This is a genomic window from Halopseudomonas salina, from assembly GCF_008641105.1.
In genome coordinates this window covers 26962-41180 of the sequence record NZ_VTTI01000004.1, presented here as the reverse complement: position 1 = coordinate 41180, position 14219 = coordinate 26962, and the positions used below count along the sequence as shown (strand labels likewise).

General features: G+C 57.7%; 26 protein-coding genes and 1 tRNA gene. 7 read left to right on the top strand and 20 right to left on the bottom strand.

Annotated elements, in window-relative coordinates; genetic code table 11:
- Window positions 1-98 precede the first annotated feature (98 nt).
- The 3 genes from FZF01_RS07570 to FZF01_RS07560 are packed head-to-tail and all read left to right on the top strand — an operon-like array spanning window position 99 to window position 3333.
- Entirely contained in the window at window positions 99-353 is a 255-nt protein-coding gene (locus FZF01_RS07570) for an OadG family protein (RefSeq protein WP_150277555.1), read from the top strand.
- Window positions 354-404: 51 nt separating this feature from the next.
- Window positions 405-2186, top strand: coding sequence for a sodium-extruding oxaloacetate decarboxylase subunit alpha (gene oadA, locus FZF01_RS07565; protein WP_150277554.1), 1782 nt, complete (start codon window positions 405-407; stop codon window positions 2184-2186).
- A gap of 10 nt (window positions 2187-2196) precedes the next feature.
- Window positions 2197-3333: a sodium ion-translocating decarboxylase subunit beta gene (locus tag FZF01_RS07560; protein WP_150277553.1), complete on the top strand. Its 1137-nt coding sequence runs from the start codon at window positions 2197-2199 to the stop codon at window positions 3331-3333.
- 118 nt (window positions 3334-3451) lie between these two features.
- Here the strand turns inward: FZF01_RS07560 and FZF01_RS07555 are convergent, their stop codons facing one another.
- Window positions 3452-3775 carry an Arc family DNA-binding protein gene (locus FZF01_RS07555; protein WP_373286411.1) on the bottom strand — a complete coding sequence of 108 codons (324 nt, stop codon included), beginning with the start codon at window positions 3773-3775 and terminating at the stop codon, window positions 3452-3454.
- A 338-nt stretch (window positions 3776-4113) separates the two neighbouring features.
- On the opposite strand from FZF01_RS07555, the gene FZF01_RS07550 reads away from it, so the two are divergent.
- Window positions 4114-4190, top strand: a tRNA-Arg gene (locus FZF01_RS07550).
- Between the two features lie 84 nt (window positions 4191-4274).
- On the opposite strand, the gene FZF01_RS07545 is transcribed toward FZF01_RS07550, so the two are convergent.
- The 19 genes from FZF01_RS07545 to FZF01_RS07460 form a co-directional block, all read right to left on the bottom strand.
- A complete protein-coding gene (locus FZF01_RS07545) occupies window positions 4275-4541 on the bottom strand; it encodes a helix-turn-helix transcriptional regulator (RefSeq protein ID WP_150277551.1) in 267 nt (88 codons plus the stop codon).
- A 151-nt stretch (window positions 4542-4692) separates the two neighbouring features.
- Window positions 4693-5052, bottom strand: a complete 360-nt coding sequence (locus FZF01_RS07540; protein ID WP_150277550.1) for a hypothetical protein — start codon at window positions 5050-5052, stop codon at window positions 4693-4695.
- Complete coding sequence (locus FZF01_RS07535) at window positions 5049-5750, bottom strand: DUF2786 domain-containing protein (protein WP_150277549.1); 702 nt, start codon at window positions 5748-5750, stop codon at window positions 5049-5051. Before FZF01_RS07535 ends, FZF01_RS07540 begins: the two co-directional genes overlap by 4 nt.
- Window positions 5747-6040, bottom strand: coding sequence for a hypothetical protein (locus FZF01_RS07530; protein ID WP_150277548.1), 294 nt, complete (start codon window positions 6038-6040; stop codon window positions 5747-5749). Before FZF01_RS07530 ends, FZF01_RS07535 begins: the two co-directional genes overlap by 4 nt.
- Window positions 6037-6597, bottom strand: a complete 561-nt coding sequence (locus FZF01_RS07525) for a hypothetical protein (protein WP_150277547.1) — start codon at window positions 6595-6597, stop codon at window positions 6037-6039. Before FZF01_RS07525 ends, FZF01_RS07530 begins: the two co-directional genes overlap by 4 nt.
- Complete coding sequence (locus tag FZF01_RS07520; protein ID WP_150277546.1) at window positions 6594-7322, bottom strand: hypothetical protein; 729 nt, start codon at window positions 7320-7322, stop codon at window positions 6594-6596. The genes FZF01_RS07525 and FZF01_RS07520 overlap by 4 nt, the downstream gene beginning before the upstream one ends.
- Before the next feature lie 387 nt (window positions 7323-7709).
- Window positions 7710-7907, bottom strand: a complete 198-nt coding sequence (locus FZF01_RS07510) for a hypothetical protein (RefSeq protein WP_150277544.1) — start codon at window positions 7905-7907, stop codon at window positions 7710-7712.
- Window positions 7904-8458: an HD domain-containing protein gene (locus tag FZF01_RS07505; RefSeq protein ID WP_150277543.1), complete on the bottom strand. Its 555-nt coding sequence runs from the start codon at window positions 8456-8458 to the stop codon at window positions 7904-7906. Before FZF01_RS07505 ends, FZF01_RS07510 begins: the two co-directional genes overlap by 4 nt.
- Complete coding sequence (locus FZF01_RS07500) at window positions 8455-8901, bottom strand: hypothetical protein (protein WP_150277542.1); 447 nt, start codon at window positions 8899-8901, stop codon at window positions 8455-8457. Before FZF01_RS07500 ends, FZF01_RS07505 begins: the two co-directional genes overlap by 4 nt.
- 38 nt (window positions 8902-8939) lie before the next feature.
- Window positions 8940-9263, bottom strand: coding sequence for a pyocin activator PrtN family protein (locus FZF01_RS07495; protein WP_150277541.1), 324 nt, complete (start codon window positions 9261-9263; stop codon window positions 8940-8942).
- Between the two features lie 11 nt (window positions 9264-9274).
- Entirely contained in the window at window positions 9275-9427 is a 153-nt protein-coding gene (locus FZF01_RS19405) for a hypothetical protein (protein ID WP_188434285.1), read from the bottom strand.
- Window positions 9417-9701, bottom strand: coding sequence for a phage antirepressor KilAC domain-containing protein (locus FZF01_RS07490; RefSeq protein WP_150277540.1), 285 nt, complete (start codon window positions 9699-9701; stop codon window positions 9417-9419). The genes FZF01_RS19405 and FZF01_RS07490 overlap by 11 nt, the downstream gene beginning before the upstream one ends.
- The gene (locus tag FZF01_RS07485; RefSeq protein ID WP_150277539.1) at window positions 9691-10050 is read right to left on the bottom strand and encodes a hypothetical protein; all 360 of its coding nucleotides are present in this window, start codon (window positions 10048-10050) and stop codon (window positions 9691-9693) included. Before FZF01_RS07485 ends, FZF01_RS07490 begins: the two co-directional genes overlap by 11 nt.
- Window positions 10047-10331: a hypothetical protein gene (locus FZF01_RS07480; protein ID WP_150277538.1), complete on the bottom strand. Its 285-nt coding sequence runs from the start codon at window positions 10329-10331 to the stop codon at window positions 10047-10049. The genes FZF01_RS07485 and FZF01_RS07480 overlap by 4 nt, the downstream gene beginning before the upstream one ends.
- Window positions 10331-10495: a hypothetical protein gene (locus tag FZF01_RS19400; RefSeq protein ID WP_188434286.1), complete on the bottom strand. Its 165-nt coding sequence runs from the start codon at window positions 10493-10495 to the stop codon at window positions 10331-10333. Before FZF01_RS19400 ends, FZF01_RS07480 begins: the two co-directional genes overlap by 1 nt.
- 170 nt (window positions 10496-10665) lie before the next feature.
- A complete protein-coding gene (locus FZF01_RS07475; protein WP_150277537.1) occupies window positions 10666-11115 on the bottom strand; it encodes a hypothetical protein in 450 nt (149 codons plus the stop codon).
- Window positions 11112-11582 (bottom strand): type II toxin-antitoxin system HicB family antitoxin, encoded by a 471-nt coding sequence (locus FZF01_RS07470; RefSeq protein ID WP_150277536.1) that lies wholly within the window; start codon window positions 11580-11582, stop codon window positions 11112-11114. The genes FZF01_RS07475 and FZF01_RS07470 overlap by 4 nt, the downstream gene beginning before the upstream one ends.
- Complete coding sequence (locus tag FZF01_RS19780; RefSeq protein ID WP_150277535.1) at window positions 11579-11836, bottom strand: type II toxin-antitoxin system HicA family toxin; 258 nt, start codon at window positions 11834-11836, stop codon at window positions 11579-11581. The genes FZF01_RS07470 and FZF01_RS19780 overlap by 4 nt, the downstream gene beginning before the upstream one ends.
- A 236-nt stretch (window positions 11837-12072) precedes the next feature.
- Window positions 12073-12792, bottom strand: coding sequence for an XRE family transcriptional regulator (locus FZF01_RS07460; protein ID WP_150277534.1), 720 nt, complete (start codon window positions 12790-12792; stop codon window positions 12073-12075).
- Window positions 12793-12882: 90 nt separating this feature from the next.
- Between FZF01_RS07460 and FZF01_RS07455 the strand changes: the two genes are divergently transcribed.
- The 3 genes from FZF01_RS07455 to FZF01_RS07445 all read left to right on the top strand — a co-directional run bounded on the left by FZF01_RS07455 (window position 12883) and on the right by FZF01_RS07445 (window position 14218).
- Window positions 12883-13095: a Cro/CI family transcriptional regulator gene (locus FZF01_RS07455; RefSeq protein ID WP_150277533.1), complete on the top strand. Its 213-nt coding sequence runs from the start codon at window positions 12883-12885 to the stop codon at window positions 13093-13095.
- Window positions 13096-13479: 384 nt separating this feature from the next.
- Window positions 13480-14007, top strand: coding sequence for a phage regulatory CII family protein (locus FZF01_RS07450; RefSeq protein ID WP_150277532.1), 528 nt, complete (start codon window positions 13480-13482; stop codon window positions 14005-14007).
- Complete coding sequence (locus tag FZF01_RS07445; protein WP_150277531.1) at window positions 14000-14218, top strand: TraR/DksA family transcriptional regulator; 219 nt, start codon at window positions 14000-14002, stop codon at window positions 14216-14218. Before FZF01_RS07450 ends, FZF01_RS07445 begins: the two co-directional genes overlap by 8 nt.
- Window position 14219: the final 1 nt, after the last annotated feature.

Genomic DNA, 14219 nt, shown 5'->3' with positions numbered 1-14219 from the left:
GCAGATTATCCATTCTGTACGGCTTGCGGTGTGACAACCCGGCCACTCGTGCCGAAGGGCGTCCCTGATGCACCGTACATAATGATGCAGGAGAGAAAATGAACTCGTCCGAACTGGTAATGGAAGGCTTGGAATTGATGCTGCTGGGCATGGGCTCGGTTTTCATATTCCTCATACTTCTTGTGGCGGTAACCACCGCCATGTCAGCAATTCTTACCCGCTTCTTTCCTGAAGCGTTGCCCGTGGCCAAGCCGCCGAAGAGAGCCCGTCCGGCTGCCGGCGCCGCGGTCGATCCCGAGGTTGTCGCAGTGATCGGGGCAGCAATCAAGCAACATCGCAGCCGTCGCGGCTGACACACCCATTTTGCGCGTTTTTCTACTTAAAACTACAAAGGCCATAACACTATGACCGATACCAAGCAGCAGCCCTTGGGCATAACGGATGTCATTCTGCGAGACGCCCATCAATCCATTCTGGCAACGCGCATGCGTCTTGATGACATGCTCCCGATCGCCGGCAAGCTAGACCAGGTTGGTTTCTGGTCGGTGGAGTCCTGGGGCGGTGCCACCTTTGATGCCTGTATCCGCTACCTGGGCGAAGATCCATGGGAGCGCATCCGCGAACTGAAAAAAGCCATGCCCAACACGCGCCAGCAGATGTTGTTGCGTGGTCAGAATCTGCTGGGCTACCGTCACTATGCCGATGACGTGGTCGAAAAGTTCGTTGAGCGAGCTGCAGTCAATGGTGTTGATGTCTTCCGCGTATTTGATGCGATGAATGATCCGCGCAACCTGGAAACTGCATTGAAAGCTGTGAAAGCTCAGGGCAAGCATGCTCAGGGCACGATTTCCTACACCACGAGCCCGGTTCATACCCTCGAGATGTGGGTGGATCTGGCCAAGAAAATCGAGGACATGGGCGCCGACTCCATCGCGATCAAGGATATGGCCGGTATTCTCAACCCGTACGTCGGCTTTGATCTGGTCTCGCGCCTGAAAGAAACCTTGAGCATTCCGGTGCACATGCAGTGCCACGCAACAGCTGGCCTTTCTACAGCAGCGATCCTCAAGGCAGCTGAAGCAGGTATCGACAACGTCGATACTGCCATCTCTTCCCTGTCCATGACCTACGGTCACTCGCCGACCGAGTCTGTGGTAGCGATTTTCCAGAATACGCCGCGTGATACCGGTCTCGACCTGCTGCTGCTGGAAGAATGTGCAGCCTACTTCCGTGAAGTACGTAAGAAGTACGCCAAGTTCGAGGGTAATCTCAAGGGCGTTGACTCGCGGATCCTGGTCGCACAGGTTCCCGGTGGCATGCTTACCAATATGGAAGGCCAGCTCAAGGAGCAGGGCGCCGGCGACAAGTTCGACGAAGTGCTGGCCGAAATCCCCCGCGTGCGCGAGGACCTGGGCTTTATCCCGCTGGTTACGCCCACGTCCCAGATTGTTGGCACCCAGGCGGTAATCAACGTACTGACCGGTGAGCGCTACAAGTCGATCACCAAGGAGACTGCGGGCATTCTCAAGGGCGAGTACGGCTCTGCGCCGGCACCGTTCAACAAGGAACTGCAGGCCCGTGTTCTTGATGGCGCCGAGCCGGTTACCTGTCGCCCGGCTGATCTGCTCGAACCCGAGATGGACAAGTTGACTGCTGAGCTCAAGGGCATCGCCCAGGAGAAGGGCATCAAGCTGGCCAGTGACGAGATCGATGACGTACTGACCTACGCCCTGTTCCCCCAGATCGGCCTCAAGTTCCTCGAGAACCGCGGTAATCCCGATGCCTTTGAGCCCGTGCCTACCGGCAAGGAAACCGTAGCGGCGAAGCCGGGTGAGCCCGAGGTATACACCGTCACTGTCAACGGCAAGGATTATGTCGTGCAGGTGGCAGATGGTGGCGACATTACTGGTATCAAGCCGATTGGTGGCGGGGATGCTTCAGCCTCTTCCGCACCGGCGCCGGCAGCCGGTGGCGGTGATCCACAGAAGGCGCCTCTGGCGGGTAATATCTTCAAGGTGCTGGTGGATGCCGGTGATCATGTGGAGGAGGGTGATGTGGTCATGATCCTCGAAGCCATGAAGATGGAGACCGAAGTGCAGGCCTTCAAGGCAGGCACCGTCGGCGATATCAACGTCAAGGTCGGTGATGCTGTGAGCGTCGGCGATACCTTGTTGACCATCGGCTGAGGAGAATTGAATGGATAATCTTCTTCAGCTCTGGGAAAGCACGGGTATCTTCAAACTGGAGTTTGGTCAGGTCGTCATGATTCTGGTCTGCCTGGGAATGATCTACCTGGCTATCCGCAAGGGCTTCGAACCGCTTCTGCTGATCCCCATCGGTTTCGGTGGCATTCTGGTCAACCTGCCCGTTGCGGCCATGGGCGATCCGGGTGGCCTGCTCTACATGATCTATGAAGTGGGCTTGCCTACCACGATCTTTCCGCTGTTGATCTTCATGGGCGTCGGGGCAATGACCGACTTTGGCCCCATGTTGGCAAATCCGCGGACTCTGCTGCTGGGTGCCGCTGCGCAGTTCGGTATTTTCGGTACCCTGTTGGGCGCCTTGGCATTGACTGCATGGGGTATCCCCGGTTTCGAGTTCTCACTCAAGGAAGCGGCGTCTATTGCGATCATTGGCGGGGCGGACGGTCCGACCTCGATCTTTGTTACCTCTCAGTTGGCCCCACAGTTGTTGGGTCCGATTGCAGTAGCGGCCTACGCCTACATGGCTCTGGTTCCGATGATTCAGCCGCCGATCATGCGTGCGCTGACCAACGAGAAAGAGCGGGCGATTGTGATGACGCAGCTGCGGGTCGTCAGCAAGGCCGAGAAGATCATCTTCCCGATCCTGCTGCTGCTGTTGGTTGCTCTGCTATTGCCCTCTGCTGCACCTCTGGTAGGCATGCTCTGCTTTGGCAACCTGATGCGTGAAAGCGGTGTGGTAGAGCGTTTGGCTGATACCACTCGCAATGCCTTGATCAACATAGTGACGCTGGGTCTGGGTCTGGCAGTTGGCTCCAAGCTGTCTGCTGATTCCTTCCTGCAGTTGACCACACTGGGCATTCTGGTGCTGGGTATGGCGGCGTTCTGTGTTGGTACGGCGTCGGGTGTACTGATGGCCAAACTGATGAATGCGGTCAGCAAACAGGCGATCAACCCGTTGATCGGTTCTGCCGGTGTATCTGCGGTGCCAATGGCTGCCCGGGTATCCAACAAGGTAGGTCTGGAGGCCAATCCGCAGAACTTCCTGCTGATGCACGCCATGGGCCCCAACGTGGCTGGTGTTATCGGTTCGGCGGTTGCTGCGGGTATTCTGCTCACCTTCGTCGGTTGATAAGGCAAAGCAAGCGCCCATAAAAAAACCGCTCTCTGTCGAGAGCGGTTTTTTTTGGTCTGTACTCTGATCCGCTGTCAAAAGCCCGATTGTATCTTCGGCAGCTTTGACGCGGGGATCAGGATGCCTGTTCTTCGCCAGGGAGCAGTGCCAGAAGGGCGTTCTGCTGACGCCGGCTCATTTCCCTGAAGCGCAGGAGCAGATCCCGCTCTGGATGACTCAGGTTATCGAGCTGGGTGTCATTGAGCATCTGTCTAATGGGCTGTTCGGGCAGAGTAGGCAGGTCGAGCAAACTGTGTTCGAGCCTGGCGATAATCTCGGAGTTCATGCTCCGGTGATGCTGCCGTGCGACCTCGGCGATATGTTCACGCATACCATCAGGTAAGCGAACAACAAATTTGTCGGCAGTGCGGCTGGTGTAATGTTGAGCTGCTGTTTTCATATGGGGCAACATTAATCGTCTGGGAGAATGAGCACTACTGGCGTAACCGCTGCGCCAGCCTGTCGAAGCCAGTATAGCGCGAATACGGCGCGTATGAGGTGCTGCTGAATTTACCACTCTATTTTCAAACTACTTTATACCCGCTTTCGACTGCTGCTGTCAGCCTATGCCAAAAAAATGCCTCTATTTTGTGACGTATTTCCGACAGATGGCTTTTTGCAAGTGCGGGCGGTGCTTTCGCGTCGCTGGCCAAGCCCCTGATAGATCAGGTAATATGCGCCGCGACTGGACTTTGATATTGTCACGTGTCCCGTCTAGCAACAATAACGCCCTTCAGTGCGCTTGTAGCTCAGCTGGATAGAGCGACCGCCTCCTAAGCGGTAGGTCCCCGGTTCGAATCCGGGCTCGCGCACCATACAAAACAAAGGCTTGCGAGGGTTCAACCCGGCAAGCCTTTTGTGTTTCTGGAATCTGGTCCCTGTTTTGGTCCCTGTTTCGCTCAGGCTGCTTTCTGGTCCTCGTTCTGGTCCCTGGTCTGTTCGGCCGGTGGCTTATATGTTCCAGTTGTGACCTGGCGCACACTGCCCAGCGGCCAGCGCGGTGAGCTGGGACCGATGTAGACCGCCGGCGGGTACCGCTTCTTCTTGATCCCCTCATACCAGGTCGACCGCGACACGCGCACCAGGGCGAGCACCTCGTCGACGCAGATCACAGAGCTGTCTGGCAGCTGGTCGAGGTAGCGATAGTCTGTCTTGTCGGCTCTCATGAGGCCCTCCGGTGCATTTGCTGCCTGATCTGTGAGCATCTCTGCTGCTTGCGGTGCTTGTGGGTGTTGCGGCGCTGGCCGCAGATGTCGCAAGTCACCTGAATGTAGGTGACGCCGGTCTGGTCTATCGGGCGGGGCTTGCCTGACTGGGTCATGCTGCACCTCCGAACATATCGGCCGTCCGCTCGCAGCGCTGGGGCGCTTCCTCTTCGGGCTCCAGTTCGTCAAGGTCATCGTCGTACAGGTCGTAGTTGAGCTCATCAAACCAGGCATCCATACAGGGTATGCAGCAGTAGTAGCTGCCCCAGTGGCTGCCATCCACGAATGCGCTTTCATGGCGCGCCATCTCTCCCGGCTGGATCTCGTGTTCTGGCTCTGGTCCGCCCATGCTCAGGTGGCACACGTGGGGCTTGCGGACTCTGACCAGCTTCACCTTCCTGCAGCGGATATCCACATCCATATCGCCTTCGAAGGGATCCCAGGTTAGGTACAGATCGGGTTCGTATTTCATGCCGTCTCCCTCTGAAAGCTCAGCGCTGGCAAAGGTGCAGATCCATTGACGGGCGTGTGCAATTGGACGCTCTCACCATCTTGCGCGCCGATCGCGGCCGCCATTGCCGCAAGCTTGTTGCCCTTGGTGGCGGATTTGGACTGGCGAGCTTCCTTGATTTCCTTCTTGTGGATCTCCTCCATGAATCGGGTATGCTTCTGGTCGTCCTCTTCCCGGAGAGGGGCGGCAAACTCGCGCACCTTTGCCTGTACAGCAGATACCCAGCCCTCACAGTACCCCTGCGAGAGCTTCTTTTTCTGTGCCGGGGTATAGGCGTTTGATACGCGCTCCTCGAGGAACCGCTTCCGTGCCTGCTTTATCTGACGCATCAGGACTGCCGCAGTGAAGGCAGCGATCTGCGCGTTCTCCGCCCGCCCGACAAAAGACGTGGTGTAGTAGCCGCTGAACACTGAGCACTGGAATGCGCGACCAACCAGTGTGAGCAACGCCTGCGTCCATAGGGGCTTTCTGGCATGCTCTGAGGCTATTCGCTCCAGACCGAGCGCAGACAGCTCTACGTGCTCTTCGCTCAAGCCGTGAATGTCCATTAGCTTCCGGGCCTGCCGCAGCGCGGCAGCTGCTTCGTGCTCGTTGGCGCTGCTGGCCAAGGCCATGCACTTGCGTACCTTGGCGAGGATCCGTTCGTTTTCGGTTTTCATTGCATGCCTCCCTGCAGCGCGAGCTGCTCCTGCATCGGCGATCGCGGGTGCGGCCGGTTGGGTACCGGGTAGCTGTACACGCCGGGCTCGCACTGGTAGCTGCCGCAGATCTCGGTGGCGAATACTTCCTGCTTGTGCTGGCTGCAGCGGCCGTAGGGGGTGCGCGTCTTGGGCTTGCCCCAATGAGTGAAGGGGCAGTGCTTGTCGTTGTCGAAGCCCTGCGGCGCGTATTGGGTGCAGCTGATGCAGGACTTGGGCATTTGCAGCTCGATCGGAGCGTTCGAGTTCATAGCTGCGCCCCCAGCAATACGTGCTGCACCACTTCCCACAGCCGCTGCTCCGACCATTGGAATCGGTCGAAGTCTGTGTCTGGTTCAACGCCGAAGCGGCAGGTGGAGTGCGATCCGTTAACGCCCTCGAAGGTTTTTCGAATGAGCGTGGCGACCTTGCCGTTACCCTGCGGCTCAGTGCGGTGATACTTGTATGCTTCCTGCCGGTAGGCTCGGCCCGCGGGAATCACGTCGTCATAAAGCGCGACCATGTCTGTGCGGCCGTTCGGCACCCAGGGTCGCCCGCCATTGGCTGTTCTGGCTCCTTCGTGCAGATAGAGAACGAACTCGCCATCATCTTTCCAGACGTCTCCGTACTCGATGTTTCTCTGGCTGCCGACCAGTACCTGCGAGATAAACGAAAAGCGATGATTGTGGATGGCCGAGTGCTCAAAGCATCTGCGGCGCGGCAGCTCCGGGTGCCAGACGTGCAGGCGCTGGTCTGCTTCGAGTTGCACCTGGATGAAGCCGAGGCCGTGCAGGGTGATGCGGTTGGTCATTTTGTCGGGGGTGATCATGGCTGCTCATCCTCCGGGTCCTGGTTGAATGCGCCGTCGATGTCGGAGATAACTCTGCTGTCCAGCCATTCGCACGCGGCTTTGATCTGCTCCCATTCTTCCAAGGCCAAGCCCATCTCGCTTACAAGCTCATCCGCGCTGTGGAGCAAGCCATAAGTGAATCCGGTTATCTGCTGTTTAGCTTGATCCAGCGCTAGGGCGGCCGAACCTTCCGCCGTCGGCGGATCGCAGATCATCCGTCGCAAGAAGTCTGCTGCTTGCCGATCGCGGGGGAACGTGAGGCGCACTTTCGTTTCATCCTGGCTGATGGTCAGGGTGGTGACCTCTTGGCCCTCTGGGTTGAGCATGGTGCCGGGCTGGGTCATTACCGAGTCATATCCACTGTCTATGTGGATGGTTGGGATATCGGACTTCGGCACCCGCTGGCAGACAAGTGCCTTCAACACATCTGATGCGTGGCTCTGCGTCGCAAAGGTGAGCGTGACTATCTGCTCCCCATCTGCATGGATCGTCAGGGCTGCGGCTTCGTCCTTCGCTCTAAATTCAAAGCGTGAATTGATGGTGACGTTCTCGCTTTGACCAAAGCGCACGACTGGAATACCGCTGCTCTTCTTGTCCTCCAGTTGCTGCCTGAGTCTCTCAATGCAGCTATGCCCGCCGTGCTGGCCGTGTGGCCAGGTGTATTGGCAATTAGGGCAGGTGTGGGTCTCAGGATTACTAGTCATGATCAGCCTCCAATTGCTCAACACGGCTGATCTCGTCTTCCATGCTCATCGCGGTGACTGTGATACCGGGTAGGGCCAAGCGCTCAGCGAACGCCCCTGTGAGCCTGTTTAGGAATGGCCAGGCTTGGTCTATGTCGTCGATCCGGAGTACGAACGTGCGGAACGCTGCGGGCGGGTGCTTATACCCCTCAACAAGCTGCGCGTGCGGCGCTTTGCTTGGTGGCTGGCAAGCGAGGTTAATGGCGGGCGTGGCGCACGCTTGTGGTGGGGTATGCGACCCCTCGGGGGCTGCTGGCTGGTTGATAATGCCTGCCCCTGCGGGGCAGAGGCTCTTTGTTGTCGGGTGAGCAGTGCCTGCGTTGGCACTGGCTTGCTCGCTGTGGTGGGTCATGCGGCCGCCCTCCCTGTGATGCGCTGAATCTGATCGTTGATCTCGGCAACCTGCTTGCGTAGCTGAGCGATCGTGGCTTCGGCCCGGGCGGCATCCTCTGGCAGGAATTTGCGTGGGGCGTTCTGGACTAGCGAAACATTAGCCAGATGCAGGCGGCGGGCTTGCTCAAGCTCTTTGAGTAGGGTCTGGCTCATGCGGCACCTGCCTGTGCTTTTGTTCGGTGGGTGGTGGCCAGCAGCTCCATCAGGTTCTGAAAGAACACGTGCTTGGCGTGCGGCTGGGAGAAGGGTTTGATGCGCCCTGGCAGCGGCTCGATGCCCTGCAGGCATTCCCATTGCTCGGGGTGCTTGGGCATTAGGTCGCGGCGCTCGGTGGCGAGCATGACCATGTCGGCGTGGTGAATGCAGGTGGGCAGGATCGGCTCCAGGTCGAAGCGTTCGCAGATGGCCAGCCAGATGCGGCGTTCGATCTCCTGGTAACCGGGCAGCATCTGTTTAAGCGGCCGCACCATGTCGCCCACGTAGGCCTCCGTTGCGTCATGCAACAGCGCTTCGAGCTGGCAGGCCTCGGGTACCAACTGCGCTACCCGCATGCTGTGCTCGGCTACCGAGTAGTGCATGGGGGTGTGGCCGTTGAAGCGGGGCAGGCGCGAGAGGCTGTGCGCTATGTCCTCGAGGTGCACCATCTCGGGCGTGGGGTTGACGAGGTCGAACTGCTGGCCGGTGGCGGTGAGTATCCAGCTCATGCTGCGTCCTCCAGACCGAGGTGCGGGGCGGTGTCGTTCGCTGCGGCGGGAGCTGGGTCCGGATCCATGGAGCTGGCGATTCTTATCAGCTCCTCGCTGAGTTGCTTTGCCGTTTGAGAGTGGGCGCTCTTCATCGCTCCAAACGTCTGGCTTGCCAGCGCAAGTTCCTTTGCCGCCATGCGGAGGGCGTATTTGGTGTGGGCGGTCCGGGGCATCTGATGGCGGAGCTGGGCAGCCAGCCACTTCGCTTCAGCTGCCTGGTTAATCACTGCCTGCTCTGCTTCGTGGGCGCGGCGTCGTTCGCTGAATATCAACTTGCGGAACCTCTCCAGTTTCTCGGCGCAGAGCTTGCTCTGTTGCATGCGGCCGGTGGTGATGCCGAACAGGTACGCGAGTACGCAGATGATCAGAGCAATGCCTATTACGATTTCTTGTAAGTACATGGTGGTGCCCTCGTGGTGTGTGCTGCCGGTGGTGGCGGTCAGCTGGGTTGGTCGCCCGGGTTGAGTCGGGAGGCCAGTTCCTGGTCTGCCAGATAGGCGCGCTGGTCGATGTACGCGGCCAAGTGACGGATGTTGATGTGCGGTATTGCCTTGTTGCTGACGTTCATTGTGCTGACCGGCAGCGGGATCTTCTCGGTACCGAGCGCGGCCTTGAACGTGTCGGCGTTCATGTTGCGGTAGTAGCGCTGGCGTACCTCTTCGGCCGGTATCATCTCGTCGCCAAATATGGCGAAGAGGCGTTCGACGGTCCCGGCCGAGGGGGCGAGCCCCAGCCGGATGGCTTTCTGGTTGGTGTCGGTCATGGTGTTGCCCGTTATTGTTTGTTGCCGCGCGGGTGGTTCCAGGCGATGCGTACGTGCGTCTTGATCAGTTCGCGCCACTCATCTGGTACCTCAGCCAGCGCTGCTTGCCGTTCGGCTATGGTGCGCAGGCTGAGGACGTGAGCGGCGTACTGTCTAGGCGACACGGCGGCGCTCCTCTGGCACCTTCGGCCGCTCCAGCCCCAGTTTGTCTGCCAGCCAGTTGATGCCGTACTGGGTGACCCTGGTGGACTCGCTGTACTGCATGCCGAGCTCGGGGTGGTACCACTGGCCGTGCTTGGTCTGCAGGTAGAACTTGTCGCGCATGGGGTGGGCGGGTAGGTTCTGGTCATTCAGCAGGCCGGCTTCGCGCATCTTGAAGATGAGCTGCTTGCGCTTGATGCCGAGGTGCTTGGCGGTTTGGGCGAGGTTACGCAGCATGGCGGGCCTCCTGGATGGGATCCGATATCGATCCGTCGACGTAGGCTTTCAGCTCGGTGGCTGCGCGTTCGAGGCAGGCGATTACTCCTGCTTCCGTTGACGGGTAGGTCCGGGATTCGGGATCTATCTCACCAATACGGGCCGTGCTACGGATATGCACCACGCCGGATATGTCGATGGAAAGTGCCTTGCCCTCATGCACGGTGCCGGCGCCATTGGATAGAACGCGGACCGATACGCGACCCAAGTTTTCCCAGTAGTTGAACTCGGCCAGGTGCTTGCCCTGGGTCTGTATCTGGATGCTCATGCGCAGCAGCATCATCAGGTAGGTGGCGATGGTGTCGGTCATGCGGCACCTTCCAGCCGGCCATTGGCGCAGTCTTCAATCCATTCCTTGATGCGGGCGGTCAGCTTGTCGGCTGGAATGGTTGGTAGGTTGAGCGTGTGGAAGTCCAGCCCGGCGCGCAGATGGCAGCGGACCTGATTGGCCTCTTGGTGGACCTGCAGCGTGGCGTTAGGGGGCTGATGGCCTGGAGCGTGTCGATGCCCTGCGAACTTGACGTGGAAGCTGCCAGTGCAGCGTACCTGAGCGGGCAGCAACAGCTGGCTGATCGGTGATAGACGGATCATCACGCAGCCCTCCCGCCATCGGGATCGATGGGTGCGGGCGGGCGGGTTACCAGCTTGGGCTTCTGGATGACGACCTTTGCGCCGGTGTCGCGGGCGGCCTGGCGCAGTGCGAACAGGCGGTCAATGTCGCATGAGGGTAGTACGTGGACCGTGGCGGATTGCATGGTGATACCTCAGCTCTGTGGTGGAGAGATGAGCTCGCGAAGTCAAAAGTGCAAGCAAGCTTGAACAAATGAAAGCATGAGGTGACTATAAATGCAAGCATGCTTGAATAAAAGTGAGAGGGTATGAAAAAGCCCGCACGCGGCGGGCTGGTTAGTGCCTCAAAGGCAGTTCAAGCAGATTTGTCCGCCCTTGCTTTTGAGGAGCCTTTTTTCCTAGTGGGTGGGGGCAAGGCAATGTAAAAAGGGAAATCTATGTTACCCGTTCCAAGGCTCTCTAGAATCGGCTTGGAGAACTGCCTGAGGTAGGGGAATAGCAGCGAGGCCGTTTCGTAAACCCCTGCTTCAGTCTTGATTTCTTTGACGATATGCTCATCCTCGATGATGAAATCACCAGCGACCTCGATTTCATACGAAGGCGTTTCTTCATCACCTATGATTGCCGCGAACCTGAGCCTTAGCTCAAACAGGTCTCCCTTGCTCAGACCTTCCAGATCAGACACGATTCTGGCGTTAAAAATCGCTTTAAGCTTTGCGGTTTCTGCTTCGTCGCTCTGCCCAAATGCAGTGCCAGTGATGTTTTCGATTCTTACCAGATCAAGCCTGACGTCGGAAGCTTTCATTCAAAAGCCCCTTGAATTTGGAGATCGAGATCAAATGGCCGGCGCTTGCGTGAGGACGCATCATGAAAAAGATATTCGGCTGTATAGTCAGCGGGGGGTTGGTAATGGTGGTGGATCTCTTGATGCCTGCCGTTAACATGGCAGTCCAGAGCTTCACGGACGAACTCATTGACCGACTTGTCTTCTCTAGCCGCGGTTTTAGCTACGGCCATGTGCAGAGGCGCGCCGATTCGGACGTTGAACGTGCCTGAAAAAGGCTTGTCGGGTTTCTTTCCTATCGCCTCACAGGTTTCAAGATAATCATCGACAGCTTCCTCGAAAGCCTTCACAAGCTCCGGAACGCTATCGGCGTCGTAAGTAATCATGTCTGCTATGTGCAGAATCTTTCCGTGGACGATGCCATCTTCTATTGAGAAGTCGACAGACCCTTGAAATCCCTTGTGTTCAAGAACCTTTTTAGTGCTCATTTTACCTGTCCTTCATCTCTGAGTTTGGCTAGCACACACTCAATCTGATATTCCAGGAGCGTGCTGTCTGGATGCCGTTTGTGAAGAGATATGACTTGCTTTGTATTCTGGTGAACAAATTTGACTCTAGACCCCGCACCCTGCAGAGGGTGGTAGCCAAAATGTTCTAGTACCCGAGTGATCTCCTTCCATGTGAAGTCCTTAGGTGATGGCTTACGCTGCAGCTTTTCCAAGAGCTTGGCTATTCTGCTCATTGGACAGCGCCTTCTGCAGCAGGGTTGCAACTATATGTTAGTTGCATGCATATATGCAATGTAGCCCATTCGCTGAATACGTCCATTCGTCCAGTTTTTCGACTCATCCGTGTCACATGGAGTTCCTTATCTGTTTCTATTTGATTCGCAGGCGTTACCAATTCATAGAGGCTTAAGGTTGGTTGTGTTTCCGCCGTGAACCTTGTTTCAGAGGCCTGTCTGTCAGCGATTAGCTCTTAAAGCCTCTTTGCATTCCATGCGAGCAGCACGCGCCCCAGGACCTGGAATTGCTCCAGTTCACCGTTGCGGATCTCGTAGGGTTTATACTTCTCGTTATCCGAGAGCATCAGCAACACGCCGTCTGGCCGTCGTTGCAGGCGCTTGATGTACAGCTCCCCTTTCAGGGATAGCACGTAAACCGCATCGATCTTGATCTCTGTGATCCCTCGGTCGACCAACAACAGATCGCCATCGTTAAATGTACCGGCCATGGAATCACCATAGCCAGTGATGACGGCTAGGTTTGCAGGGCTGCTTGCGTTGACGTTTCGGCGAAGCCAGCCTGAACTGACCCGCATCCGCTCGATCACATCTACATAATCTTCTGGCTGGACGAGACCCGGGCCCATGGACCCGGCTAGGCTCAAGCGTGGAATATCAACCATGTCTTGCCCACGGCCTGAAAAGTCGGCAGAAATCACATTGCTCTCCTTTGCTGTACTTCCTTGATCTCTTGTCATCTCACCTTTCCCGGTGAGCAGCCAATCGACAGTGCTCCCGTATGTTTCTGCTATCGCGGCTAGGTTCTCGTTTTTGATGTTACCTGTTTCGCCGCTGAACCACTGGCTCACCGCCTGATAGCTTATGCCGCAAGTTTTTGCTAAAGACCTGCGCATGCTCCGGGGCTTCACGTTCCGGTGGAGTAGGAGCTTTTCGATTCGTTCGACGATATTCATGTGAAAAACATACAAGCAATCTTGACAAGCATGCTTGCTTTATTAAGTTCAAGCATGCTTGAATATCGGCAACTGAGTGGAGGTACTCTCATGAAGCGCTCCGAAGCAATTACATATTTCAAAGGTATCCCGGCTCTGGCGAAGGCGTTAGGCATTAGCTACGAGGCGGTAAGGCAGTGGCCCGAAGAAGGGATCCCGCTGTTGCGGCAGTACCAGTTGAACCAGCTATCTGGGGGTGCGCTGCTTGTCGATGAAGTCTCTGCGACGGGCACCTCGGATTACTCCTCATCGAAAGCCGCTTAGGCGAAGTAACCGCCGGGCTATGCCCGGCTATCACTCGCCCTGACGTAAGTCAGGACTTGCCGGCTTCTCCACCACAGAGCGCCGGCCGTTGATGCAGCGAGGTGTGACCACCAAAGTCTGGCCTCGCTGCTAGCGCAACAGGCGGCACCACAAGGTACTACCGCCCGTTGCACGTTCGTCCCGGCACGGATGCCGGGGCTTGCCAGCCTCTCCACCACAGAGCAACTGGCCATTTTGGGGGCAGGGCGCATGCAAGCGCTCTGCTCCCGGTGCAGGGCCTTTCCGCTAAGAGCGGCCCTACTTGTGACCACCACGTGTGCTCACGGAACTGACTGTAGCAAAACAGTCCGCCCGTGGCACTGGCATAGTTTTGGAGTTACTGCCATGAGCCGAGAAGCAAAGAGTTGTCTGGAGCGGGCCAAGCGGGAGATTCTGCCGCTGGGTTTAGCGCTCTACCACGCCTGCCGGGACTTTCGCCCTGGTGGTGCTGCCGGGATCGCGGCGCTGTATGGCCGCAGTGCATCCACCCTGCAGCATAAAGTCAGCCCCACCCAGCACAGCCATACCGCAAACCCTGAAGACATTGAAGAGATCATCACTGCCACCCGAGACCCGCGCATTCTGGATTCCATCATCGAGTCATTCGGCGATGCGGCGTGGGTGGATCTGCGCGGGGTGCTGCCTGCTGTTGATACGGCGGCAGCGATGACCTCTGTGATTCAGGCAGTGGGTGACGTGCTCAAGAAGAAGTCTGCGCTGATGCAGGGTGTGGCGGAGGGTCTGGCCGATGATTCTCACATAGACCGGGAGGAGCTGGCGGCGTGCCGAAAGCTGATCCGCCAGGCGCAGGGCGCACTCATCGCGCTTGATCGTGTGCTCGAGCATGACGCGGAGGGCTCCGGACATGACTGACACTATCGATCGCGCCGGCGATTACGTGGATGAGTGGAATGAGGCCATGATCAACGCAGCCCGTACCGCTGCACCGGCCGGCCCTTCACTGACCATCTGCATTGACTGCGACGAAGAGATACCCGAGGCGCGGCGCGCAGCTGCTCCGGGGTGCAAGCGCTGTATGCCATGCGAATCTGATCACCAGCAGAGGACGCGGCAGCATGGATAGG